This window comes from Microbacterium meiriae, assembly GCF_025143875.1.
GTDB classification, from domain to species: Bacteria; Actinomycetota; Actinomycetes; order Actinomycetales; family Microbacteriaceae; genus Microbacterium; species Microbacterium meiriae.
This window is the reverse complement of sequence record NZ_JAMBDU010000004.1, coordinates 101,780-123,994: the sequence shown is the minus strand read 5'-3', so window position 1 is coordinate 123,994 and position 22,215 is coordinate 101,780. Positions and strand designations below refer to the sequence as shown.

18 protein-coding genes are annotated in these 22,215 nt (G+C 70.7%); 5 read left to right on the top strand and 13 right to left on the bottom strand.

Going from position 1 to position 22,215, the window contains the following annotated elements:
* Positions 1–68: 68 nt before the first annotated feature.
* Positions 69–1,529, top strand: coding sequence for an MFS transporter (locus tag M4D53_RS03990; RefSeq protein ID WP_187663556.1), 1,461 nt, complete (start codon positions 69–71; stop codon positions 1,527–1,529).
* 68 nt (positions 1,530–1,597) lie between these two features.
* Here M4D53_RS03990 and M4D53_RS03985 read toward each other — a convergent pair whose 3' ends face one another.
* Positions 1,598–1,984 carry a type II toxin-antitoxin system VapC family toxin gene (locus M4D53_RS03985; protein WP_259952103.1) on the bottom strand — a complete coding sequence of 129 codons (387 nt, stop codon included), beginning with the start codon at positions 1,982–1,984 and terminating at the stop codon, positions 1,598–1,600.
* Positions 1,981–2,226: a FitA-like ribbon-helix-helix domain-containing protein gene (locus tag M4D53_RS03980; RefSeq protein WP_259952102.1), complete on the bottom strand. Its 246-nt coding sequence runs from the start codon at positions 2,224–2,226 to the stop codon at positions 1,981–1,983. The genes M4D53_RS03985 and M4D53_RS03980 overlap by 4 nt, the downstream gene beginning before the upstream one ends.
* A 119-nt stretch (positions 2,227–2,345) precedes the next feature.
* Between M4D53_RS03980 and M4D53_RS03975 the strand changes: the two genes are divergently transcribed.
* Positions 2,346–2,552: an AsnC family protein gene (locus M4D53_RS03975; protein WP_187663555.1), complete on the top strand. Its 207-nt coding sequence runs from the start codon at positions 2,346–2,348 to the stop codon at positions 2,550–2,552.
* A 76-nt stretch (positions 2,553–2,628) separates the two neighbouring features.
* A complete protein-coding gene (locus M4D53_RS03970) occupies positions 2,629–4,515 on the top strand; it encodes an ABC transporter ATP-binding protein (RefSeq protein ID WP_259952100.1) in 1,887 nt (628 codons plus the stop codon).
* A gap of 239 nt (positions 4,516–4,754) precedes the next feature.
* On the opposite strand, the gene M4D53_RS03965 is transcribed toward M4D53_RS03970, so the two are convergent.
* Positions 4,755–6,617 carry a phosphoenolpyruvate carboxykinase (GTP) gene (locus tag M4D53_RS03965; protein ID WP_259952098.1) on the bottom strand — a complete coding sequence of 621 codons (1,863 nt, stop codon included), beginning with the start codon at positions 6,615–6,617 and terminating at the stop codon, positions 4,755–4,757.
* Positions 6,618–6,726: 109 nt separating this feature from the next.
* Here M4D53_RS03965 and M4D53_RS03960 point away from each other — a divergent pair, with 109 nt between their 5' ends.
* A complete protein-coding gene (locus M4D53_RS03960; protein WP_259952096.1) occupies positions 6,727–8,169 on the top strand; it encodes an XRE family transcriptional regulator in 1,443 nt (480 codons plus the stop codon).
* 92 nt (positions 8,170–8,261) lie between these two features.
* Here M4D53_RS03960 and M4D53_RS03955 read toward each other — a convergent pair whose 3' ends face one another.
* Together M4D53_RS03955 and M4D53_RS03950 are read right to left on the bottom strand one after the other, a co-directional pair.
* Positions 8,262–9,305, bottom strand: coding sequence for a winged helix DNA-binding domain-containing protein (locus tag M4D53_RS03955; protein ID WP_259952095.1), 1,044 nt, complete (start codon positions 9,303–9,305; stop codon positions 8,262–8,264).
* 104 nt (positions 9,306–9,409) lie between these two features.
* Positions 9,410–10,852, bottom strand: a complete 1,443-nt coding sequence (locus tag M4D53_RS03950; RefSeq protein WP_259952092.1) for a glyceraldehyde-3-phosphate dehydrogenase — start codon at positions 10,850–10,852, stop codon at positions 9,410–9,412.
* 164 nt (positions 10,853–11,016) lie between these two features.
* Between M4D53_RS03950 and M4D53_RS03945 the strand changes: the two genes are divergently transcribed.
* A complete protein-coding gene (locus M4D53_RS03945; protein ID WP_259952090.1) occupies positions 11,017–12,360 on the top strand; it encodes an amidohydrolase family protein in 1,344 nt (447 codons plus the stop codon).
* Positions 12,361–12,446: 86 nt separating this feature from the next.
* Here M4D53_RS03945 and M4D53_RS03940 read toward each other — a convergent pair whose 3' ends face one another.
* The 8 genes from M4D53_RS03940 to M4D53_RS03905 form a co-directional block, all read right to left on the bottom strand.
* The gene (locus M4D53_RS03940; RefSeq protein WP_259952088.1) at positions 12,447–13,436 is read right to left on the bottom strand and encodes a methyltransferase family protein; all 990 of its coding nucleotides are present in this window, start codon (positions 13,434–13,436) and stop codon (positions 12,447–12,449) included.
* Positions 13,437–13,510: 74 nt separating this feature from the next.
* A complete protein-coding gene (locus M4D53_RS03935) occupies positions 13,511–14,185 on the bottom strand; it encodes an alpha/beta fold hydrolase (protein ID WP_259952087.1) in 675 nt (224 codons plus the stop codon).
* A 34-nt stretch (positions 14,186–14,219) separates the two neighbouring features.
* Positions 14,220–14,807 carry a TetR/AcrR family transcriptional regulator gene (locus M4D53_RS03930; protein WP_101846902.1) on the bottom strand — a complete coding sequence of 196 codons (588 nt, stop codon included), beginning with the start codon at positions 14,805–14,807 and terminating at the stop codon, positions 14,220–14,222.
* A gap of 47 nt (positions 14,808–14,854) precedes the next feature.
* Positions 14,855–15,703: an ATP-binding cassette domain-containing protein gene (locus M4D53_RS03925; RefSeq protein ID WP_259952086.1), complete on the bottom strand. Its 849-nt coding sequence runs from the start codon at positions 15,701–15,703 to the stop codon at positions 14,855–14,857.
* Positions 15,700–17,496, bottom strand: a complete 1,797-nt coding sequence (locus M4D53_RS03920; RefSeq protein WP_259952084.1) for a dipeptide/oligopeptide/nickel ABC transporter permease/ATP-binding protein — start codon at positions 17,494–17,496, stop codon at positions 15,700–15,702. The genes M4D53_RS03925 and M4D53_RS03920 overlap by 4 nt, the downstream gene beginning before the upstream one ends.
* Positions 17,493–18,434, bottom strand: coding sequence for an ABC transporter permease (locus tag M4D53_RS03915; RefSeq protein ID WP_187663545.1), 942 nt, complete (start codon positions 18,432–18,434; stop codon positions 17,493–17,495). The genes M4D53_RS03920 and M4D53_RS03915 overlap by 4 nt, the downstream gene beginning before the upstream one ends.
* A 73-nt stretch (positions 18,435–18,507) precedes the next feature.
* Entirely contained in the window at positions 18,508–20,037 is a 1,530-nt protein-coding gene (locus M4D53_RS03910; RefSeq protein WP_232089196.1) for an ABC transporter substrate-binding protein, read from the bottom strand.
* 1,210 nt (positions 20,038–21,247) lie between these two features.
* Positions 21,248–22,210, bottom strand: coding sequence for an aldo/keto reductase (locus M4D53_RS03905; RefSeq protein ID WP_259952083.1), 963 nt, complete (start codon positions 22,208–22,210; stop codon positions 21,248–21,250).
* Positions 22,211–22,215: the final 5 nt, after the last annotated feature.

Below are 22,215 nucleotides of genomic sequence, written 5' to 3'. Positions count from 1 at the left end.
AGGGAACTCCCAGGAAGGCGTAGACTCGCCCGAGTCCGCCGGTATACCGGCGGAGGATCGGAGACCCCTTGAGCACCGCCACCACCCCCGCGAACCCCCGCTCGCGCGTCATCACCGCGAGCCTCGTAGGCACCACCATCGAGTTCTACGACTTCTACGTCTATGCGACGGCAGCCGTGCTCGTCTTCCCCACACTCTTCTTCCCGAGCACGAACGACACCGCGTCGCTGCTGTCGTCGTTCGCCGTCTTCGGCGCGGCCATGGTCGCCCGCCCGATCGGCGCCGTCGTCTTCGGGCACTTCGGCGACAAGTTCGGGCGCAAGGCGACCCTCGTCGCCTCGCTCCTCACCATGGGCATCGCGACGTTCGTGATCGGCCTCCTGCCCACGTTCCAGCAGATCGGCTGGGTCGCCCCGCTGCTCCTGCTGATCCTCCGTCTCGCCCAGGGCTTCGCGCTGGGCGGCGAGTGGTCGGGCGCGGCGCTCGTGGCCACCGAGAACGCCCCGAAGGGCAAGCGCGCCTGGTACGGCTCGTTCCCGCAGCTCGGCGCACCGCTCGGCTTCATCATCGCGAACGGCATCTTCCTCGCCATCAACTTCGCCCTCCCGCACCCGGAGGACTCGGCGCTGAAGTCGGAGGCCTTCCTCTCCTGGGGCTGGCGCGTGCCGTTCCTGTTCTCCGCCGTCATGGTCATCATCGGTCTGTGGGTGCGGCTCCGCCTCGTCGAGTCGGACACGTTCAAGAAGGCGGAGAAGACCGGCGCGATCCGCAAGCTCCCGCTCGCGACCGTATTCCGGCACCACTGGAAGCAGCTCATCCTCGGCACGTTCATCATGCTGGCGACGTACGTGCTGTTCTACCTGATGACGAACTTCACGCTCACCTACGGCACGAAGGCCGCCGACCTCGAGACCGCGTCGGCCGCCGCCCGGGCAGCGGCCGAGGCGACCGGCAAGGACTTCGACCCGAGTGTGTTCGCGGCGCAGTTCTACCCGGGCCTCGGCTTCGGCTACACCGACTTCGTACTCATGCAGATCATCGGCGTCGTGTTCTTCGGCATCTTCACGTTGCTGTCCGGACCGATCGCCGACGCCATCGGGCGCCGCAAGCTGCTCCTGTGGGTCACGGGACTCATCGTCGTCTTCGGTCTGTCGTTCAACCTCTTCCTGCTGCCGCAGGCCGACCCGAAGTTCACCGGGGCCCTCACCCAGGCTTTCCTCGTGTTCGGCTTCATGCTCATGGGCACGACGTTCGGGCCGATGGGGGCGCTCCTGCCGGAGCTGTTCCCGACGAACGTGCGCTACTCCGGTTCGGCGATCGCGTACAACGTGTCGTCGATCCTCGGAGCGGCCGTGGCGCCGTTCATCGCGGTGGCCCTGTGGGCGGCCGTCGGCGGCGAGCCCTGGCTCGTGGGCCTGTACCTGTCGTCGATGGCGGTGCTGACCTTCATCGCGCTCATCTTCACTCCCGAGACGAAGGACCACGACTACGAGGACGACCTCGGACTCGCCTCCGCCGTCGAGCTCTAGAACCGAGACGAGCGGAACGGCTGCACTCCCTCGGGGGTGCAGCCGTTCTCGTCTTCCTGGTCAGACGCTCACAGCACCACGACATCGCAGTACCGGGTCGCCGTCTTCGCCAGCCGGCGATCGGCCGTGAGCAGTGGGACGTCGAGGGCCTCCGCGAGCGCGACATAACCGGCGTCGTACGCGGAGACGTCCTCGCGCAGCGACCAGATCCGCGGGATGAGCCGACGCAGCGGATGGCGGGTGATCTGCAGCGCCGCGAACGCCTCGAGGGCCTCACGAGCAGCATGCGCCGGCACCGAATTCCGCATCGTGAGGCGTCGGAGCACGGAGAGGACCTCGATGTCGAGGCCCGCGTGCGCATGGAACCCCTCGCCGTGCGTCCAAACCTCCTCGCCGAGCAGTGCCTCGATCGCCGCCGAGGCATCGAGCACGACCGCCTCGGACGTCCCGCTCACTCCCGCTCGTCCCGTTCACGATCACGGGCGGCGAGGATGCTCTCGCGCGTCAGAGAGACGCCGGCCGCGCGCGCTCGTGCTCGCGACGCCTCGAGGATCTCGGCATTGCTGCGGTAGCGGACGAGGTCTTCCAACTCGCGCGCTACGTAGTCCGACAGGCTCATGCGCTCCGCCGCGGCACGCTCCTTGAGCCGGGCATGCACGTCATCGGGCAGGTTCCTCACTTGCAGCATGCGAGCCATCCTGTCAGCATCGCATGCGCCACACATGCGGACAAGGGCGCCCCTGTGGACAACGCGCACGTCAACACTTCTTGACACCGCCCCAAGCGTCAACGAATATTGACGCGAAGGAGGTCTCCATGTCTCACCCCACCACCATCGCCGCGGCCGAGGGCGGCGAACCCCTCGCCGAGCTCCACCGCCTGGCGGCGCTACGCAAGGAGCTCGCGCGCGCCGAAGAGGCCCAGGTCCGTCGCGCTCGCACGAGCGGCTACTCGTGGCAGGCGATCGCGAGCGCCCTCGGCGTCACCAAGCAGGCGGCACATCGCCGTTTCGGTCGCACCTGAGCCCATACAGCCACCCCATAGGAAATGACCGCGCCCCGAGTACGGTCGAAGTACCATCTCCAGATCGAGGTCCCCCATGTCCCGCACGGCGACAGCACGCCGACGCGGACGGGGCGCACCGGCCGACGGGCCGCGCGCCACCTTCCGCCAGCTCCTCCCCTTCCTCTTCGAGCACAAGCGCACGCTCGTCGTCGTCGCCGTCCTCAGCGTGTTCGGCGCCGCGACCTCGCTCGTGCAGCCCCTCCTCGTAGGACAGGTCATCGAGGCCGTGCAAGCCGACGGCACGATCGGCGTCCTCGTGTGGCTGCTCGTCGGTTTCGTGATCGTGTCGTCGATCATCTCCGGGTTCCAGCACTATCTGCTGCAGCGCACCGGCACCGCGGTCGTCTACTCGAGCCGCCGCAAGCTCATCGCCCGCATCCTGCACCTGCCGACGTCCGAGTTCGACGCACGGCGCACCGGCGATCTCGTCTCCCGCGTCGGCACCGACACCACGCTCCTCTACGCCGTCCTCACGCAGGGGCTCGCCGACGCCGTCGGCAACGTCGTGCTCTTCGCGGGCGCGCTCATCGCGATGCTGCTCATCGACCCCGTTCTGCTCCTGCTCATCGTCCTGGTCATCGGCGTCTCCGTCGTGGTCGTCGTCGCCCTCAGCGGCCGGATCCGGACGGCGTCCACTGCCCAGCAGGAGAAGGTCGGCGAGCTGGCCTCGGGCGTCGAGCGGGCCGTCGGCTCCATCCGCACCATCCGGGCCTCCGGTGCGACCGAACGCGAGACCGCGGCGGTGACGGAGCGGGCCTCCGAGGCGTACGGCATCGGCGTGCGGATCGCGAAGATCTCCTCGCTCGTGGTGCCGGTCGCCGGCATCGCCCTCCAGCTCTCCCTCCTCGTCGTGCTCGGCGTGGGCGGCTTCCGCGTCGCGGCCGGAGCCATCTCGATCGCGGCCCTCATCTCGTTCGTGATGTTCCTCTTCCTGCTGGTGATGCCGCTCGCCTCGACGTTCGGCGCGATCACCTCCGTCAACCAGGCCCTCGGCGCGCTCGGCCGCATCCAGGAGGTGCTCGACCTGCCCACCGAGACCCGGGACGACGCGGCCACCGCCGCGGCCCTGCCCCGTGACGAGGAACCGGCTCCGGACGCCCCCGCTCTGGAGTTCCGCGACGTGCGCTTCCGCTACCCGGAGAACGTCGTCGCCGCCCGCCGTGCCGCCGCGAGGGAGGCGCAGACCCTGCTCGCCGATGCGCACCTGGAGCAGGCCGAGGCCGCACCCGACCCCCAGGACCACGAGGTGCTCCGCGGGGTGTCGTTCGCGGTCCCTCGTGGGGCACGCGTGGCGCTGGTCGGTCCGAGCGGAGCGGGGAAGAGCACGATCCTCTCCCTCATCGAGCGCTTCTACGACCCGACGGGCGGATCCATCCGGTTGAAGGGGCACGACACCCGCACCTATCCGCGGGACGAGCTCCGCGCCCACTTCGGCTACGTCGAGCAGGACGCTCCGACGCTGGCCGGCACCCTCGCCGAGAACCTGCGGCTCGCCTCCCCCGACGCCACGGACGCGGACTGCGAGCGCGTGCTCCGCGCCGTGAACCTCGGCGACGTGCTGGAACGGAACCCGCTCGGCGTCGACGCTCCCGTCGGCGAGGACGGCGTGATGCTCTCCGGCGGCGAGCGGCAGCGGCTCGCGATCGCCCGGGCGCTCCTCACGGACGCCCCGATCCTGCTGCTGGACGAGTCGACCTCCTCGCTCGACGGCGTGAACGAGCAGCGCATGCGCGAGGCCATCGATGCGGTCGCCACAGACCGTACGCTCGTCGTGATCGCCCATCGTCTGTCCACCGTCGTCGACAGCGACCTCATCGTGGTGCTGCAGGACGGCGTGGTCGTGGGACAGGGCACCCACGCCGAGCTCGTGGAGTCGACCCCGCTCTACCGCGACCTCGCCCGCCACCAGCTCCTCGCCTAGCTCCCTGTCCCCCCTGTACACCGCCGAGACCCCGCCTTTCTGCCGAGACCCCACCTTCCGCACGTATGCGGGGCGGGGTCTCGACGCGAAACCGGGGTCTCGGCGGGAGTGGGTGCCACGAAAGCGGGGCGTCGGAGACCACTCAGCCATGGGTTCGTCTCTGATGCCCCGCCTTCGCGGGTAGGGCTCGGCCTGAGGCCGAGGGTGCCGGCTCCCCCGAACCGGCACCGGTCTGGGGGCTACGCCTTCGCGAGGCGGTAGCGCAGCGACGCGAGCTCCGTGCGGAGGGCCGCGGGCACCCGGTCGCCGAAGGTGTCGTAGAACTCCTCCGTGAGGTCGGCCTCGGCCTTCCACGCCTCGGGGTCGACGGAGAAGAGCTCGTCGAGGTCTTCCGCGGGGATGTCGAGCCCGTCGAGGTTGAGGTCCTCCACGCGCGGCAGGCGTCCGATGGGGCTGTCCACCGCCGGCACGTCACCGGCCACGCGGCGGATGATCCAGTCGACGACGCGGGAGTTGTCGCCGAATCCGGGCCAGAGGAACCGGCCGTCCGCTCCGCGACGGAACCAGTTCACCTGGAAGATGCGCGGCGCGCGGTCGAAGCGCAGGCCCCGGCCGACCTTGAGCCAGTGCCCGAAGTAGTCGGCCATGTTGTAGCCGCAGAACGGCAGCATCGCGAACGGGTCGCGGCGCAGCTCGCCGACCGTGCCCTCGGCCGCCGCCGTGCGCTCGGAGGAGATGTTCGAGCCGAGGAACACGCCGTGCGTCCAGTCGGTGGCCTCGACTACGAGCGGCACGTTGCTCGCGCGGCGTCCGCCGAAGAGGATGACGTCGAGCGGCACGGCCTCCTCCCAGTCCTCGGAGATCTGCGGGCACTGAGCCGCCGACACCGTGAAGCGCGAGTTGGGGTGCGCCGCGGGACGACCGGAGTCGGGCGTCCAGTCGTTGCCCTCCCAGTCGATGAGGTTCGCGGGCGCCTCGTCGGTCAGGCCCTCCCACCACACGTCGCCGTCGGGGCGGAGCGCGACGTTGGTGAAGATCGTGTTGCCCCACAGCGTCTCGACCGCGGTGACGTTGGTCGACTCACCCGTTCCGGGCGCGACGCCGAAGAAGCCGGCCTCGGGGTTGATGGCCCACAGGCGGCCGTCCTCGCCGGGACGGATCCAGGCGATGTCGTCACCGAGGGTCTCGACCTTCCAGCCGGGGATCGTCGGGCGGAGCATCGCGAGGTTGGTCTTGCCGCAGGCCGACGGGAACGCGGCCGCGACGTGGTAGGCCTTGCCCCGCGGGTCGATCACGCGGATGAGGAGCATGTGCTCGGCGAGCCAGCCCTCATCACGCGCGATCACCGAGGCGATGCGCAGCGCGAAGCACTTCTTCGCCAGGATGGCGTTGCCACCGTAGCCCGAGCCGTACGAGTAGACCTCGAGCGTCTCCGGGAAGTGCACGATGTACTTGTCGTCGTTGCAGGGCCACTCGACGTCCGGTTCGCCGGCCTCCAGCGGAGCACCGACGGAGTGCACCGTCTTGACCCACGGCGCGCCCTCGGCGATCTGGCGGGTGACCTCGTCGCCCACGCGGGTCATGATGCCGATCGATGCGACGGCGTAGGCGCTGTCGGTGATCTGCACGCCGATGTGCGACAGGGGTCCGCCGACGCGACCCATCGAGAACGGCACGACGTACATCGTGCGGCCGCGCATCGAGCCCTCGAAGATCTCGTCCATCTTCCTGTGCATCTCTTCCGGGTCGGCCCAGTTGTTGGTGGGCCCGGCGTCCTCCTCGCGCTCCGAGGCGATGAAGGTGCGGGCTTCGGTGCGGGCGACGTCGCTGGGGTGCGAGCGCGCCAGGTACGAGCCGGGGCGCCACTCGGGGTTCAGCTTGATGAGCTTGCCCTCGTCGACGAGTCCGCGCAGCAGCCAGTCGTTCTCGGCGCGCGAGCCGTCCACCCAGTGCACGGCGTCCGGCTGCGTGAGCGCGCGGATCCCTTCCACCCAGGCGGCGAGCTCGGCCATTGCGGGGGTGTCGTAGGAGGGGGCGGTGCCGAACGTGCGCGTCGGGGTGACAGGGGACGTGCGAGGGGTGAGGACTTCGGCCATGGCCATGACTGCTCCTTCGAAGTGTGGGGCGTTGCTTCCATCTTCTTCGCCCTTGACGCGGACTTTCGGCCAAACCGAACGATAAGAATCGCTGTTCTTTCGCTAGACTCAAACAATGGCGTCCTCCGGCATCCACCTCACGACCCTCGGCCACCGCATCCGGCACCGCCGCCTGGAGAAGGGGTACACCCTCGACGAGCTCGGCGCCCTCGTCGGCGTCGCCGGCTCCCAGCTCAGCCTCATCGAGAACGGCAAGCGCGAGCCCAAGCTCTCCCTCCTCCAGGCGATCGCGCAGGCCACCGGCACCGAGGTGACCGACCTCATCTCCGGCGAGCCGCCGAACCGGCGCGCGGCCCTGGAGATCGAGCTGGAGCGGGCCCAGGAGAGCCCGGTGTTCCGTCAGCTCGGGGTCTCCCCGGTCCGCGTCACGAAGGGCATGAGCGACGAGACCATCGAGTCCATCCTCGGGCTGCACCGCGAGCTGCAGCGCCGCGAGCGCGAGGCCATCGCGACACCGGAGGAGGCCCGTCGCGCCAACACGGAGCTGCGCCTGCGGATGCGCGCGCAGAGCAACTACCTCCCCGACATCGAGAAGCTCGCGGAGAAGCAGCTCAAGGCGGCGGGCCATTCGCAGGGTGCCCTGACCCACCGCACCGTGAGCATCATGGCCGAGAAGCTCGGCTTCGAGCTCATCTACGTCAACGACCTGCCGCACTCGACGCGCTCGGTCACCGATCTCGAGAACGGTCGCATCTACCTGCCCCCCGCCTCGATCCCCGGTGGACACGGCCTGCGGTCGATGGCACTGCAGGCCATGGCGCACCGACTGCTCGGGCACACGCCGCCGACGGATTACGCCGACTTCCTGCAGCAGCGGTTGGAGATCAACTACTTTGCCGCGTGCTGCCTGATGCCGGAGACCGCCGCGGTGGCCTTCCTGCAGCAGGCGAAGAAGGACCGCAACCTCGCGGTGGAGGACTTCCGCGACGGGTTCGGCGTGACGCACGAAGCGGCCGGCATGCGCATGACGAACCTGCTCACGCAGCACCTCGGCATGTCGCTGCACTTCCTGCGCGTCGACTCGACCGGAGCCATCACGCGCGTCTACGAGAACGACGACCTGCCCCTGCCGATGGACGTGACGGGAGCGGTGGAGGGGCAGCGCGTGTGCCGGAAGTTCCAGGCCCGCTCCGCCTTCACGGAGCAGAACCGCACCGTCGAGCACCACCAGTACACGGACACCCCGTCCGGCACGTTCTGGTGCTCCACGCAGACCGGGTCGTCGAGCGAGGGCGAGTTCTCCGTCACGGTCGGCGTGCCGTTCGACGACGCCCGGTGGTGGCGGGGACGCGAGACGAACGACAGGGCGGTGTCGACCTGCCCCGACGAGGCGTGCTGCCGCCGCCCGTCGGCCGAGCTCACGGAGCGCTGGAAGGGACGGGCGTGGCCGAGCGCCCGCGTGCACACCCACATGTTCTCGCCGCTCCCCCGCGGCATGTTCCCCGGCGTGGACGACAACGAGGTCTACAACTTCCTCGGCCGCCACGCGAGTGAGTGACCCGCCGACCCACCCCCTTGCGTCCACCCCGGCCCGTTACGCGCTGCCGTAGGGGGCCGGGAGGCACGGAAAGGGGTGGGTCGACGAGGGGCTCAGGCGATGAAGGCCGCGAAGCGGGCGAGTGCGGCGGTGACGGCGGCGGGGTCCTCGGGGGGCTCGAAGAGAGTCGGAGGGGCGGTGTGGGCGGCGGCGGCGTGCGTCCAGCAGCCGATCACGCGGCCGTGCTCCACCACGGTCGCCCGGACCATCCCGTTCTTCCCCGGCCCGACGGCGGCGAGGTGTTCCGGAGCGCACACGACGGTGCGGTCGGCATAAGAGATGTAGTACTCGTCGAAGGCACCGAGGGCGAACACGGACGGCCGGCCCGCCGCGCGCCGGGGCGGGGTGCTCCCGACGAAGACCCCCTCGTCAACCTCGGTCACCCGGGGTGCCGCCCGATCCGCCGCCTCCCGGGACCGCCCGAGCGTCAGGCCCGACCACCACGCGAAGTCCGCGACCCCGGCGGGCCCGTGTCCCTCGACGTAGCGGACGAACAGCTCGGCCAGCGGGTCCTCCGGGTGGGCGTGGTCGCGGATGTGATCGGCCGCGAGCACGAACCGCTGCTCCCGCGTGATGCCCTCCCGCGGCACGACCGGCCCCTGCACGAGCACGCCGGAGACGGTCATCGCGAACAGCAGGTGGATGCCGCGCTGCCCCGAGGGGTCGATGCCGATGCCCTCGAGCACCGCGAAGATCTCGCTCCGGGTGAGGCCGCCGTCACGGAGCCGCGGCGTGAGCTCCCGGACGACCGCGTCGATCATGGCGTCGTCGATGCCGAGCTGCCGCTGTCGGGAGGCCGCCTGCTGCTGCTGTCGTGCGGCCGTGACCTCCAGCACCCACCCGAGATCGCGCGCGGGGATCGTGTGGAGCGTCCCCCGCATGGTCCAGGCCCGGACGAGGTCCCCGCGGTCGAACGCGGCATCGACGTCGCGGAGGCGTACGTCGCCCTTCGTCCGCACAGCCAGCGCCCACCGTCCGGCGGTGAGATCCTGGCTCTGCACCGCGAGCAGCCGTCCCGCCGCCCCCGCCACGTCCGCCTCCGGCGCGGTCAGCCCCTGCCACCGCAGCCGCTCCTCCCGCCACTGTGAGGTCTTCATGCCCCTCATCATGCCGCGACCCACCCCCTTTCGCGTGCCCCGGCCCCGTGCGTGCGGACGCAGGGGGCCGGGTCGAGCGGAAGGGGGTGGGTCGACGGGAGAGGTCAGAGGGTGACTTCGCGGCGGGTGGGGAGGACGACGGGGTGCGAACCCGCCATGGTCTCCAGCACCCGGATGACCTGGCAGGAGTATCCGAACTCGTTGTCGTACCAGACGTAGAGGATGAGGGTGTCCTCGTCGGCGATCGTGGCCAGACCGTCGACGATGCCGGCGCGGTGCGAGCCGACGAAGTCCGTCGAGACCACCTCGGGGCTCTCCACGTAGTCGATCTGCTGCCGGAGCTTCGAGTGCAGCGACACCCGGCGCAGGTAGTCGTTGACCTGGTCCTTGGTGGCGGGGCGCTCCAGCGTGAGGTGCAGCACCGCGAGCGAGACGTCCGGCGTGGGGACGCGGATCGCACTGCCCGTGAGCTTGCCCTCCAGCTGCGGGAGGGCCTTGGCCACGGCCTTCGCCGCCCCGGTCTCGGTGATCACCATGTTCAGCACGGCGGAGCGGCCGCGGCGGTCGCCCTTGTGGAAGTTGTCGATGAGGTTCTGGTCGTTCGTGAACGAGTGCACGGTCTCGACGTGGCCCTTCACGACGCCGTAGGCCTCGTCGATCGCGGCGAGCACCGGGGTGATGGCGTTGGTCGTGCACGACGCCGCGGAGACGATGCGGTCTTCCTCGGTGATCGTGTCGTCATTGATGCCCTGCACGATGTTCTTCAGCGGGCCCTTACCGGGGGCGGTGAGCAGCACGCGGGCGACGCCCTTCGCACGGAGGTGCTGGGAGAGTCCGGCTTCGTCGCGCCAGCGGCCCGTGTTGTCGACGACGATCGCGTCATCGATGCCGTAGGCGGTGTAGTCGACCGCCGCCGGGTCGTCGGAGTAGATGACCTGGATGCGCGTGCCGTTCGCGATGATCTGCTCGGCCTCTTCATCCACCGTGACCGAGCCCGCGAAGCGGCCGTGCACCGAGTCCCGCAGCAGCAGCGACGCGCGCTTGACGAGGTCGTTCTCGGAGCCGCGGCGCACGACGATGGCGCGGAGCCGGAGTCCGCTCCCGCCGCCGGTGTGCGCGATGAGGATGCGGGCCAGCAGCCGGCCGATGCGCCCGAAGCCGTAGAGCACCACGTCGGTCGGCGGCGCCGGGACCGCGCCGACGGCCGGGGCCAGGGTCTCGGCCAGGTACTCCTCGAGCGGGCGGCCGCTCTCCGCGTGCCCCTCCACGAGGCGGGCCACGTCGATCGACGAGGCGCCGGGGGCGAGAGCGTGGATGCCTTCGAGCACCGCCAGGCTGTCCTCGACCTCGAGCCGCTCGTGGCCGAGCTGGGCCACGCGCTCGTGCACCTCGACGAGGCCGGTGGCCGAGAGGCCGAGCAGGCGGTGGCCGTGCAGCGAGGTGACCACGTCGCGCTCGCGCTTGAGAGCCCCGATGAGCGGGATCATCCGCTCCGCCAGCTCTTCGCTCGCCGTCCATTCGTCGCGGTGTGCCGCGGAATCGTTCATCTGCGTCCTTGCATGTGTGAGCGCGCGCCGAGGTCGCCGGCGCGCGCGAGGTTGCCGGGGTGTTCGGGGGATGACTCCAGGGTACAAGCCGCGGAACCGCGCGCCGAATCGGTCGGCGCGGGACATCCCGAGTGCGCGAGTTTTACGTCTACACTGGTGGAATAATGAGCAGCACACTCCTCGGCGACGACGCCGACCTCCTCCTCCGCGGTGGCCACATCCACACCTTCGACGCCACCGATTCCGTCGCCACCGCGATCGCCGTCCGCGACGGGATGATCGTCGCCACCGACGCCGCGGCCGAAGCTCTCTCGGCCCGCGAGATCGTGCAGCTCGACGGCCGCACCGCGATCCCCGGCCTCAACGACGCGCACCTCCACGCCGCGTGGCTGGGCGCACGCTGGCCACACCTCTTCTTCTCCGACACCCCGCCCGACGAGCAGCCGACCGGCCGCCTCGTGACCACGGCCGGTGAGCGACGCAGCGCCCTGCGCCGCGCCTGGGCTCTGCTCGCGGAGCTCGGCATCACGAGCTACACGGAGCCGGGCATCGGCCCCGGGGAGGACGACGGGGAGACCGGCTGCTTCGGCACCGACATGCTCGAGTCGTATGTGGAGCTGCACCGCGAGGGGGCCCAGACCTCGCGCGTCACGCTGCTGCGCCTGTTCGGGACAATCGACGGAGAGAGCTCCCTAAAGGACTTCGCCGCCGGACTCCCGGTGCCGCCGCCGACGACCGACCCGCGCTGGCTCGCGATCCCCGGCGTGAAGATCTTCGCCGACGGCATCCCGCCGATGGCCACCGCATGGACGTCCGACCCGTACCCCGACGGGACGACCGGGCACCTGCTCACCCGCGGCGACGCCGATCCGCTCAGCGCCTTCCAGCAGATGATCGCCCTGGCCGCCGGTCGCGGACTCCAGATCGCCGTGCACGCCACCGGCGATCGCTCGATCGAAGAGTTCCTCACCGCACTGGAACGCGCCGGCGAGACTCCCCCGCCGCCGGCACCCCACCACGTCGTGCACGGCGACCTCGCGACGCCGGCGCAGATCCGCCGCGCGGAGCGTCTCGGCGTCGGGTTCGCCGTGCAGCCCCTCATCGCCGCGCACACGCACTCCTGGGCGGCCGTGCAGCTCGGAGAAGCCCGCGTCGCCGCCGCCTGGCCGCTGGCCGAGATGCTCTCCTCGGGGGCGCTGACCACGCTGACCAGCGACGCGCCGATCGCCACGCCGGACTGGCGCCCCAGCCTCGACGCCTCCCTCGCCCTCCTCGCCGCCGACGGTCGGGCGGACGACGCCGCGACTCGGCGCCGGCTGCTGCGCACCATGACGGCGGACGCCGCGATCCAGGACGGTGCCGCGACCTGGAAGGGAACCCTCGAACTCGGCAGGGTCGCGGACATCACGGTGCTCGACGAGGATCCGTGCACCCCGGGGCGCCCGTTCGCCGCCCTCCAGGTCGAGCGCACGATCGTCGACGGCCGCACGGTGTTCGCGCGCGGCTGACCACCCACCCACGAAAACGGCGGGCGGCATGTTCACGCATGCCGCCCGCCTCTGATCCCCCTCGGACCAGTCTCGGACCGCGGTCGTCAGACCGCGGTGGCCAGGAGCACGCGCGGGCTCCCCGGCAGGGCGACGGTGTCGCGCACCGCCCACCCGGCATCCGACAGCCAACCGCGAACCTCGGACTCGGGGTACACCACGGTGCCGTCGATCACGAGGTACTCCCCCGCGTGCAGGGCATCCAGGGCGCGCTGCTCGTCGTCGTCATCGAGGAAGAAGTCGAGCACCGTCAGCGTCGCCCCGTCGGCCGCCGCCGCACGGAGTCGGCGGAAGATCTGCGCGTTCTCCTCCGCGGAGAACCGGTGGATGACGTGGTTGGCGAACACCGCGTCGTACGCGCCCTCGGGAGCCGTGGTCGCCGTGTCCCCGACCTCGACGGCGGCCCGGTCGGCGACGCCCGCCGCTGCGACCGCCTCGGCCACGCCGTCCTCGAATCCCGGGGCGTAGACGAACGTCGTGTGCAGCTCGGGGTTGCGCGCCATGACGGCGAGGGCGAACTCGGCGGACAGACCACCGAAGTCGAGGGCCCTCGTCGCGCCGGCGAGGTCGACGAGCCGGCCGAACTCCTGCGCGTGCAGGCGGTTGTACGTCATGACGCCGGCCATGAACGTCCCCCACCGCGCGTCGTCCATCTGCAGGTCGCCCGGTTGGGTGGTGTCGACCGTGTGGGCGAACTGCAGCCAGTGCGGGTAGCTGATCTCGTCGAGGAACGTGAGGAAGGGGGCGAGGTCGATCACCGCGTCCTCCCCCGTGAGGTAGGCGGACGCGTCGGGGCCCAGCGCGTAGCGCCCCTCGGTGCGGAGGAGGAGACCCTTCGCGGCGAGGGCGTCGGCGAGCAGCCGGGCGATCCGCTCGCTCACCCCGCAGCGCTCGGCGATCGCCACGGCCGTGTCGGCGCCGGCGGCGACGGCGGCGAACAGACCGATGCGGCTGGCCTGGAAGAGCTGCTTCGCGGCCATGTGGCCGGTGGCGATGTCGAGGATGCGGGCGGCGTCGGGAGTGGGGGTGTCGGTCATGGCGGATGCCTTTCGATATGTCTACGAACGTTGGAAATAAAGGACAGGAGGGGGCCGGGCGTCGATCGGGCGGGTCAGTCCGCGAGGAACCCGCGCACAGCGTCGCGGAACGCGGCGGTGTGCAGCGCCGCGAGATGATCCCCGGGGACGCGTCGCACCCGGACGTCGGGCAGCCGCGCGGCGAGCTCGTCGATGCCCGCGGCCATCGGGTCGTCGGTACCGCCCAGGAGCAGCACGGGCATCGCCGGGGCAGCAGCCTCGGGCGAGAACGGCTCGGTCGCGAGCCCCTCGATGAGGTCGAGCAGATCGTCCGGGCGGTTGCCGGGCAGGCTCACCATGTGCACGATCATTCCGGTCAGCGGATCGACGGGAGCCGGTCCGCCGGCGATCGCGGCCCGAGCGGCGGAGAGGTCGACGAGCGCGAAGGGCTCCCCCGCACTGAGGCCGCCGAGCACGAGACGCCGCACCGCGACACCCGGGTGCCGGGCGAGGTCCCACGCGAGCCGGGCACCGAGCGAGTACCCGACGAGGTCGATCTCGTCCGGGCCGATCGCTGCGGCGAGCGCGTCGAGCACCGCGGAGGTCGGCACGGCTCCGAGCCCGGGGGCGTCGCCGTGCGCCGGCAGGTCGAGGACGCGGCGCGGTCGGTCGCCGAGCACCGCCGCCCACTCGCTCTCCGGCCAGTCCTGCGTGCCGCGCGAGGCGAGGCCGTGCAAGAACACCACGGGTCGTTCAGGGGGAAGGGTCATGACGGGCCGTCCTCTCGGGACCGGCCCCTCGCCCTCAGCGCAGCCGCGCGAGGAACCGGTCGATGTAGTTCTCGTAGTCGGCGATGCGGTCGCCGTCCGGGTACATGAGGTTGATGACCGTCGCCCCGACCGCCGCGGAGATGTACTCGTCGGCGAGCGGGCCGTAGTCCTGATCGCGGATCGATCCCTCGTCGCGGGCCGCCTCCATGCGCGCGATGAGCGAGGATCGCCACGAACCCAGGTGTCCGCGGTAGAGCTCGGCCAGCGACTCGTTCGCCATCGCGTACTCCCAGAGCGCCAGGAGCACCCGGCCCGCGGCGATCTGCTCCGGGTCGCGCGGCACGGTGGCCTGCAGGAAGCCCCGCAGCGCGTCGTCTGCCGCCACCGGTTCCTGCCCCGCGGCCTCCACGCCCTCGGACATCTGCTGCAGGATCGTCTCGAACGTCGCCGCGACGATGCTCTCCTTCCCGGGGAAGTAGTGCTTCAGCGCGCCGTTCGCGAAGCCCGCCTCCGCGGCGATGCTGCGCATGGTCGCCGCCTCGAACCCACCCTTCAGGATGATGCTCTTGGCCACCTCGACGATGTCCCGTCGCCGCTGGTCGTGGTCGATGATCTTCGGCATGGCGTCCTTCCGGCCGAGTCCGGGGTGTGGCGTGTTCCGGCCTGGAGCTACCGTACCGCCGCATCGGGCACCTCCCGCAGAGCGAGCCATTGCGCCCGGCGTTCCCGCTGCGCCACCGGGTCGGCGACGGGTGAGGCCAGTCGCAGGCGCTCGGCGTACGGGTGACGCGGCGCGCGGGTGACCTGCTCGCCGTCCCCGATCTCCACGATCTCCCCCCGGTACATCACGGCGACCCGGTGACAGACCCGCCGGACGACGCCGAGGTCGTGCGAGACGAACAGGTAGGCCACGCCGGTGTCGCGCTGCAACTCGATGAAGAGGTCGAGGATGGTCGCCTGCGTGGTGAGGTCGAGTGCACTGACCGGCTCGTCGCACACGATCAGCCGGGGTCCGCGGACCAGGGCGCGGGCGATCGCGATGCGCTGCCGCTGCCCGCCGGAGAACTCGCTCGGATACCGGTCCATGCTTGTGGAGGGCAGGCGCACGCGGTCGAGCATGTCGCGCACGCGCGTGTCGGCCGCCTTCGCTCCGATGCCGGTCGTCAGCAGCGGCTCGGCGAGGATGTCGCCGATGGTCAGTGCCGGGTTGAGGGAACCGTACGGGTCCTGGAACACGACCTGCACATCATCGGCGAGTGCCCGTCGGGCCTTGCGGCCGAGGCCGCCGATGTCCCGGCCGTCGAAGCGGATGCGGCCCGCGGTCACCGGGGCGAGGCCGAGGATGGCCTTGCCGAGGGTCGACTTTCCCGATCCGGACTCGCCGACGAGGCCCAGGCATTCACCGGGGGCGATGTCGAGGGAGACGCCGTGCAGCGCGCGGAAGGCGTGTCTTCCGCGGCCGTACTCGACCAGGAGGTCGTCGACCTGCAGCAGGGGGTTCACCGGAGCGGCGTTCATGCGGGGACCTCCGTCCGCCTGCCGTCGAGCGCGGCGCGGCCCTCGGCTTCGTCGAGCGACGCGGCGATGAGCTCGCGCGTGTACTCCTGGGTGGGCGCGGCGAAGAGCTCGTCCACGGGCCCCGACTCCACGATGTCGCCGCCGCGCATGACGATCACGCGGTCGCAGATGTCGGCGACGACGCCGAAGTTGTGCGTCACGATGAGCAGCGCCATGCCGTACTCGGCCTGCAGCTCCCGCAGCAGTTCGAGCACCTCGGCCTGCACGGTGACGTCGAGGGCGGTGGTGGGCTCGTCCGCGACGAGGAGCGACGGTCGACCGGCGATCGCGCCGGCGATGAGCACGCGCTGGGCCATGCCGCCGGACACCTGATGCGGGTAGCTGCGCATCACGCGATCGGGATCGGACAGCCCGACCCGCAGGAGCACCTCCCGCGCGCGCTGCCGGGCGGCGGCCTTGCCGAGCCCCTGTGTGCGACGCAGCGGTTCGATGAGCTGATGCCCGATCGTGTACGAGGGGTCGAGGTTGCTCATCGGCTCCTGCGGCACGTATCCGATCGTGCGGCCGAGCAGCGCCTGGCGCTCCTTCGGCGCCGCGTGGGTGACCTCCGCGCCGCCGACCCAGATCGCGTCGGCGGTCGCCCGACCGGTCGCGGGGAGCAGGTCGAGCACCGAGAACACGGTCTGCGACTTGCCGGACCCGGACTCGCCGACGATTCCGACGACCTCCCCAGGTGCGACGTCGAGGGTCACGCCGTGCACGACCTCGGTCTCCCCTGTCGGCGTCGCGTGCACGACGTGCAGGTTCTCGACGCGGAGGGCCGACTTCGGGGCCTCATGGCGGACGCTGCCCGTGGCGGGAGCCGCGGCGACCTCGTCGGCGGTCTCGAGCACGCCGCGCCGCCGCCGTCGGGCCGCACGCGGCGTGCGCACCTGCACGAGCTCGGCGAGCGTGGAGCCCATGATCGCGAGGACGGCGATCGTGAGCCCGAGGGCCGCGGAGGGCCACAGCAGCATGAGCGGGTAGGTGAGCATGAGCCGGAACCCCTCGAGCATCATCGCACCCCAGCTCGGCACGTTCGAGTCGCCGATGCCGAGGAACTGGAGGCCGGCCTGCATGCCCATCGCGATGCCCGCCGTGAGCGCGGTCTGGATGATGACCGGCGGGTAGACGGCGGTGATGACGTGCCGGAAGATGATGCGCGCGTCCGACAGGCCCGACACGCGGGCGGCATCGATGTACGCCTCGCCGCGGACGGCGAGCGTCTGCGACCGCGCGATGCGGAAGTACCCCGGCACCATGAAGACGCCGACGGTGACCATCAGCAGCTCGAAGTTGTTGCGGCTGCCGGCGGCGACCACGAGGAGGATGATCATCCCGGGGATCGACTGGAGGGCGTCGCTGATCCAGGTCGCGACCCGGTCGAAGACGCCGCCGAAGTACCCGGCTGCGACGCCCGACGGGACCCCGACGACGAGCGCCGTGACGATCGTGATGAGCGCACCCCACAGTGTCGTCCTCGTCCCGTAGATGAGGCGGCTGAGGATGTCGCGGCCGGTGGAGTCGCCGCCGAGCAGGTGCTCCGGCGAGGGCGGGGCCTTGGCTGCCGCGAGGTCGACGAGGTTCGGGTCCATCGGCGCCAGCAACGGCGCGAACACCCCGACGAGCACGATGAGCACGAAGATCGCGAGCGGGATGTAGCCGCCGGGGTGACGGAGGAAGCGTCGGAACAGGCTCGACCGGCGCTTCTGGGCGGCCCGGTCGAAGGCGACGCGGATGTCTGTCGTGGTCATGCGACGCGCACCTTCGGGTTGATCCAGCCGAGCACGAGGTCGAGCAGGAGATTGATGAGGACGACGAAGACGATGGAGACCACCGTGATCCCGAGCAGCATCGGGATGTCGCCGTTCTGCGACGACTGGTTCGTGAGCTGCCCCAGACCGGGGAGGCTGAAGATCTGCTCCACCACGATCGCCCCGGAGAGCAGGCCCACGAACATCAGGGCGATCACCGTGAGCGCGGCGGGCGAGGCGTTGCGGAGGATGTGCAGGTTCACCCGGGCGGCGGACAGGCCGCGGCTGCGGAGCGTGCGCACCCAGTCCTGGCGGCTCTGGGCGATCACGGCATTGCGCAGCTGCTCCGACACGGCGACGATGCCGCCCAGGGCGAGGGAGATCGCCGGCAGCGTGATCGAGCGCAGCCAGCCTTCGACGGACTGCGTCGGCGGGACGTAGCCCACGGCGGGGAACCACTTGAGTTGCACCGCCAGCCACATCACCAGGACCAGGCTCACCCAGAACCCGGGAAGTGCGAAGAGGACGACGGAGATCCCCTTGATGATGCGGTCGAACCAGGTGCCGGGGCGGAGTCCGGTGATCATGCCGAAGGCGACGCCGATGACCGCGGTGATGAGGGTCGCGAGGGTCACGACGGAGAGAGTGACGGGGACCTTCACCGCGAGCTGCGCGCCGACCGGCTGGAAGTTGCGCCACGAGACGCCGAAGTCGAGCAGGACCGCGTGGGAGAACCAGTCCCAGAACTGCACGATCAGGGGGCGGTCGAGTCCGATCTTCGCCGCTAGGGCCTGCTGCTGCGCGGGACTCGCGGTCGTGCCGAGGAGCGAGGCGGTCGGATCGCTGATCGCGAGGTGGGCGAGGAAGAACGTGCCGATCGAGACCGCGACGAGCAGGAGGATGCCGGACAGCACCCGCTTCGCCGTGAAGAGGAGCATGGGGGCCTCTCGATGGTGAGGAGGAGGGGAAGGGGTGCCGGGGCGGCCGCGGGGCGACCGCCCCGGCGGGCGTTCAGCCCTGCGTGATGTACCGCAGCGTCGGGAACATCATCCCCACGACGGGCTGCAGCTGGATGCCGGGCGCCGTGTAGTAGATGTTGTTCGCCTGGTACCAGACCGACCACCAGGCCTGGTCGACGAGGGCCTCGTTGAGCTCCTTGATGGCGGCGGTCTGCGCGTCGCCGCGCTCCGTCTGCACCTTCTCGACGAGCGGGGCGATGACCTCGTTCTTCGCGTAGTCGGGCTCCGGGTTGAACCACTGCACGCTCGTCAGCTGGCGAGAGACGGTGGCCACGTCGTTGCCGTCCATCGCGAGGAAGGAGATGAACATCGGGTAGTTCGGGGCGTTGAGCTGGTAGTCCGGCATCTGCATGTTGTCCCAGGTGACGGTGATGCCGAGCTCGTTGAGGGCCTGCTCGGCCGACGGCTTCCACATCTCGAAGATCGGGGACATCGGCATCGAGATGTCGAAGCCGTCCGGGTAGCCGGCGTCGGCCAGGAGCTCCTTCGCCTTGTCCATGTTGAACGCGTAGGCATCGTTGAGCTCGGGGTCGTTGATGTCGCCGCCGTCCGGGAAGACCTGGTTGGTGGCCACACCCGCACCGCTGCCGACCGCCGCGAGGACGGCCGCACCGTCGAACGCGTAGTTCAGCGCCTGGCGGACCTCGAGCGTGCCGAGGGGCTCGCTCTTCGCGCCGGTGTGGTCGGTGATGACGAGGCCCGCCCACCCGGAGACGCGCTGGGCGGTGTTCCAGCCTTGCTGCTCGGCCTGGTCGAGGTTGGCCACGTCGCCGTACTGCACGTTGATCTGTCCGCTGAGCATCGCGTTGTGCCGGGCGGTCGCGTCGGTGATCGGGTAGATCGCGAGCTCGGAGAACGGGTACGTCTTCGCGTCCCAGTGGTCCTCGGTCTTGGTGAAGTGGTACTCGGCGCCCGCGACGCTGGTGTCGCTGTCGAGCACATAGGGGCCGGAGCCGACCGGGTCGCTGCCCAGCGTGCCCGCCTCGATGGAGGCCGGGGGCATGACGTAGCTGCGGCCGAGGCCCATCAGGTAGAGGATCGTGTCGTCGCGCTGCGTAAGGGCGATGCGGACGGTGTCGTCATCGACCTTCTCGAAGCCCTTCGCGTTGACGTAGGCCTCACCGGACCGGGCGCCGGCCTTGAGGTACTCGAGGCTCGCGACGACGGCGTCGGCGTCGACCGGGGTGCCGTCGCTGAACACGGCGTCGGTGCGGATGTCGAGGTCGATGCTGAGGTCGTCGTCGGCCACGGTCCACTTCGTCGCGAGCGACGGGATCGGGGTGCCGTCGGCGTCGAGGGCGATCAGGGCGTCGTACACCGCGGACAGGTAGGGGCCGTCAAAGCCGATGTCGGCGAGGGACGGGTCCCACGAGGTGACGTCCAGGAAGTTGCCGATGTTGAGGGCGTCGGGGCCTTCGGCGCCGCCGCCCTCGGACGGCGAGGGCGTTCCGCCGCCGCTGCAGCCGGCGAGTGCGAGGGTCGCGGCGACGGCGGCGGCGACCGCGAGGGGCATTCGTTTCATGGTTCCTTCTCTCGGGTGCAGGGGGTGGTGAAGAAGGTTCGAAGAGCCGCTGACCGGAGACCGGGACCGACGCCACTTCGATGTGTCGTGCTGGTTAGTCTACATGCGTGGAAAAAGAGCGCAAGCGGGTTTCTTCCTCTGGCCGCGCGGACCGATGCCTCAGCGCGCACCCGCCTTGCTCCCCCGCGCACACCCCGCCCCGTCCCGTACCCCGCCCGCCCGCACCCCGCGGGTGCAGGTGCGGGTACCGGGATCAATAACGCACCCCTGTCCTCCCCGCGCGGCCCACTTCTGACCCCGCCACCGCGCCCACCCCTCCAGCCGGATCAGAAACACCCCTCGGCGACGCCTTTTCGGCACCCTTCTCATCCCGCATCGGGGTGAACGACGGCGCGAACGGGCCACACTGCCGCTCCCGAGGGCCCCGCACCCCTTCCCGGGATCAAGAACGCACCTCCCACCCGGGCCCCAGGAGCACTTCTGATCCGGAGCGTGCGCGGGGCACTTCCGATCCAGCACGGAGGCGAGGAGCGCTTACGATCTGCTGCGAACTCGAGGAGCACTTCTGATCCGGGGCTCCGGAGAGCGGTCCGGTCGCGCACGAGCGGCGCGCCCGACGACCGACACACAGCCGCCACCAGAAGCGGGATCAGAATCGGCCGCACGCCCTCCCTACTCGGCGCGTTCTCGAATCGGCACGCAGAACGTCACGTCCTGCGGGATCAGAAACGTGCCCGTGGGGCGCGCGCGAGGTGCGGAACTGATCCCGCGCCCGGAGTGGGACGCGGGGGCGGAATGAGACGGGGCCGAGCGAAGCGGGATCAGGAACGTGCTTGCGGGGTGCGCGCGAGGTGCGGAACTGATCCCGCACCCGGAGTGGGACGCGGGGCGGAGTGGGACGGGGCCGAGCGAAGCGGGATCAGGAACGTGCTTGCGGGGTGCGCGCGAGGTGCGAAATTGATCCCGCACGCGGAGTGGGACGCGCGGGCCGAGTGGGACGCGGGGGCGAGCGAGTGCGGGATCAGAAACGGGCCTGCGGGGTGCGCGCGAGGTGCGGAACTGATCCCGCACCCGGAGTGGGAGGCGGGGGCCGAGCGAGGCGGGATCAGAAACGGGCCTGCGGGACGCGCGGGAGGTGCGGAAGTGATCCTGGACGCCGGGGAAGCGGGCGGGGGAAGCGGGGGGAGGTGCGGGTGCGAGATACGAAAGGTCACCAGGTGCCGTCGGGGCGGACGGCGTGGTCGACGCGGCAGTCGGCGAGGGCGGCGCGGACCTCGGCGCCATGGTCTCGGGCGAGGGCGAGGGCGGCGTGGTTGTCCTCGAGCTGCGCGACGCGAGAGGCACCGAAGAGTACGTTGGCCGTCGCGGGGTTCGCCAGACAGAAGGCGATGCCGAGGGCAGCCGGCGTCACCCCGAACTCCCCCGCGACCCGCGCGACCTCGGGGTACACGGCGAGGATCCGCTCGCGGATACCCCCGACATCGGCACCGATCTTGCGCTGGGGCATCCGTCCCGTGGCGAGGATTCCGCCCTCGAACACGTCGGAGGCCTGCAGCGTGAGGGTTCCGTCGGCGAACAGGGGCCCGTAGGCGTCGCCCTCCGCCATGGCCCGGCGCGCGATGCCGTACTTGAGCTGCGCGAACGCGGGGCCGATCAGCCCCTGAGCGTCCGCCTCGGCGAGCGCCGCCCTGGTGTCCGCGATCCGCCAGTTGTTGATCCCCCACGAGTCGACCAGGTCGTCGGCGATGAGGGCGTTCACGTCGGCGACGAGTCGCGGCATGTCCGGGGCGTCCAGGTAGTCCCCCACCACGAGGGTGTCGAAGCGGTCGAGGCCGGCCCGCTCGAGCGACTCCTCGATCTGCCCGCGGAAGCCCTGGTGCGGCCAGTCCCAGAGCCAGAGCTTGCCGCACAGCACGACCTGGGCACGGTCCACCCCGCTCGCCCGGAAGGCCTCTCCGAAGAGGATGTCGGTCCGGGAGTTCTCGGCATGCGGCCCCATGTTGTAGTACGCGATGTCGAAGAATCCGGCATCGAGGTCGACCGCCCGCTGGATGAGCTGCACGGCATCGTCGAAGCCCATGCGGTCCCAGGTGTTCCACGATCCGAGGGCGAGCGGCGGCACCGTCGCACCCCGAGGAGACAGCGGCTTGCGGGGGTATGTCACATCGGGCATGAGGG

Bases quoted from the DNA above. Each gene is read 5' to 3' on its own strand.
- M4D53_RS03980 (WP_259952102.1), bottom strand. From the start codon at position 2,226: ATGGCTCGCATGCTGCAAGTGAGGAACCTGCCCGATGACGTGCATGCC.
- M4D53_RS03975 (WP_187663555.1), top strand. From the start codon at position 2,346: ATGTCTCACCCCACCACCATCGCCGCGGCCGAGGGCGGCGAACCCCTC.
- M4D53_RS03970 (WP_259952100.1), top strand. From the start codon at position 2,629: ATGTCCCGCACGGCGACAGCACGCCGACGCGGACGGGGCGCACCGGCC.
- M4D53_RS03965 (WP_259952098.1), bottom strand. From the start codon at position 6,617: ATGGCCATGGCCGAAGTCCTCACCCCTCGCACGTCCCCTGTCACCCCG.
- M4D53_RS03960 (WP_259952096.1), top strand. From the start codon at position 6,727: ATGGCGTCCTCCGGCATCCACCTCACGACCCTCGGCCACCGCATCCGG.
- M4D53_RS03955 (WP_259952095.1), bottom strand. From the start codon at position 9,305: ATGAAGACCTCACAGTGGCGGGAGGAGCGGCTGCGGTGGCAGGGGCTG.
- M4D53_RS03950 (WP_259952092.1), bottom strand. From the start codon at position 10,852: ATGAACGATTCCGCGGCACACCGCGACGAATGGACGGCGAGCGAAGAG.
- M4D53_RS03945 (WP_259952090.1), top strand. From the start codon at position 11,017: ATGAGCAGCACACTCCTCGGCGACGACGCCGACCTCCTCCTCCGCGGT.
- M4D53_RS03940 (WP_259952088.1), bottom strand. From the start codon at position 13,436: ATGACCGACACCCCCACTCCCGACGCCGCCCGCATCCTCGACATCGCC.
- M4D53_RS03935 (WP_259952087.1), bottom strand. From the start codon at position 14,185: ATGACCCTTCCCCCTGAACGACCCGTGGTGTTCTTGCACGGCCTCGCC.
- M4D53_RS03930 (WP_101846902.1), bottom strand. From the start codon at position 14,807: ATGCCGAAGATCATCGACCACGACCAGCGGCGACGGGACATCGTCGAG.
- M4D53_RS03925 (WP_259952086.1), bottom strand. From the start codon at position 15,703: ATGAACGCCGCTCCGGTGAACCCCCTGCTGCAGGTCGACGACCTCCTG.
- M4D53_RS03920 (WP_259952084.1), bottom strand. From the start codon at position 17,496: ATGACCACGACAGACATCCGCGTCGCCTTCGACCGGGCCGCCCAGAAG.
- M4D53_RS03915 (WP_187663545.1), bottom strand. From the start codon at position 18,434: ATGCTCCTCTTCACGGCGAAGCGGGTGCTGTCCGGCATCCTCCTGCTC.
- M4D53_RS03910 (WP_232089196.1), bottom strand. From the start codon at position 20,037: ATGAAACGAATGCCCCTCGCGGTCGCCGCCGCCGTCGCCGCGACCCTC.
- M4D53_RS03905 (WP_259952083.1), bottom strand. From the start codon at position 22,210: ATGCCCGATGTGACATACCCCCGCAAGCCGCTGTCTCCTCGGGGTGCG.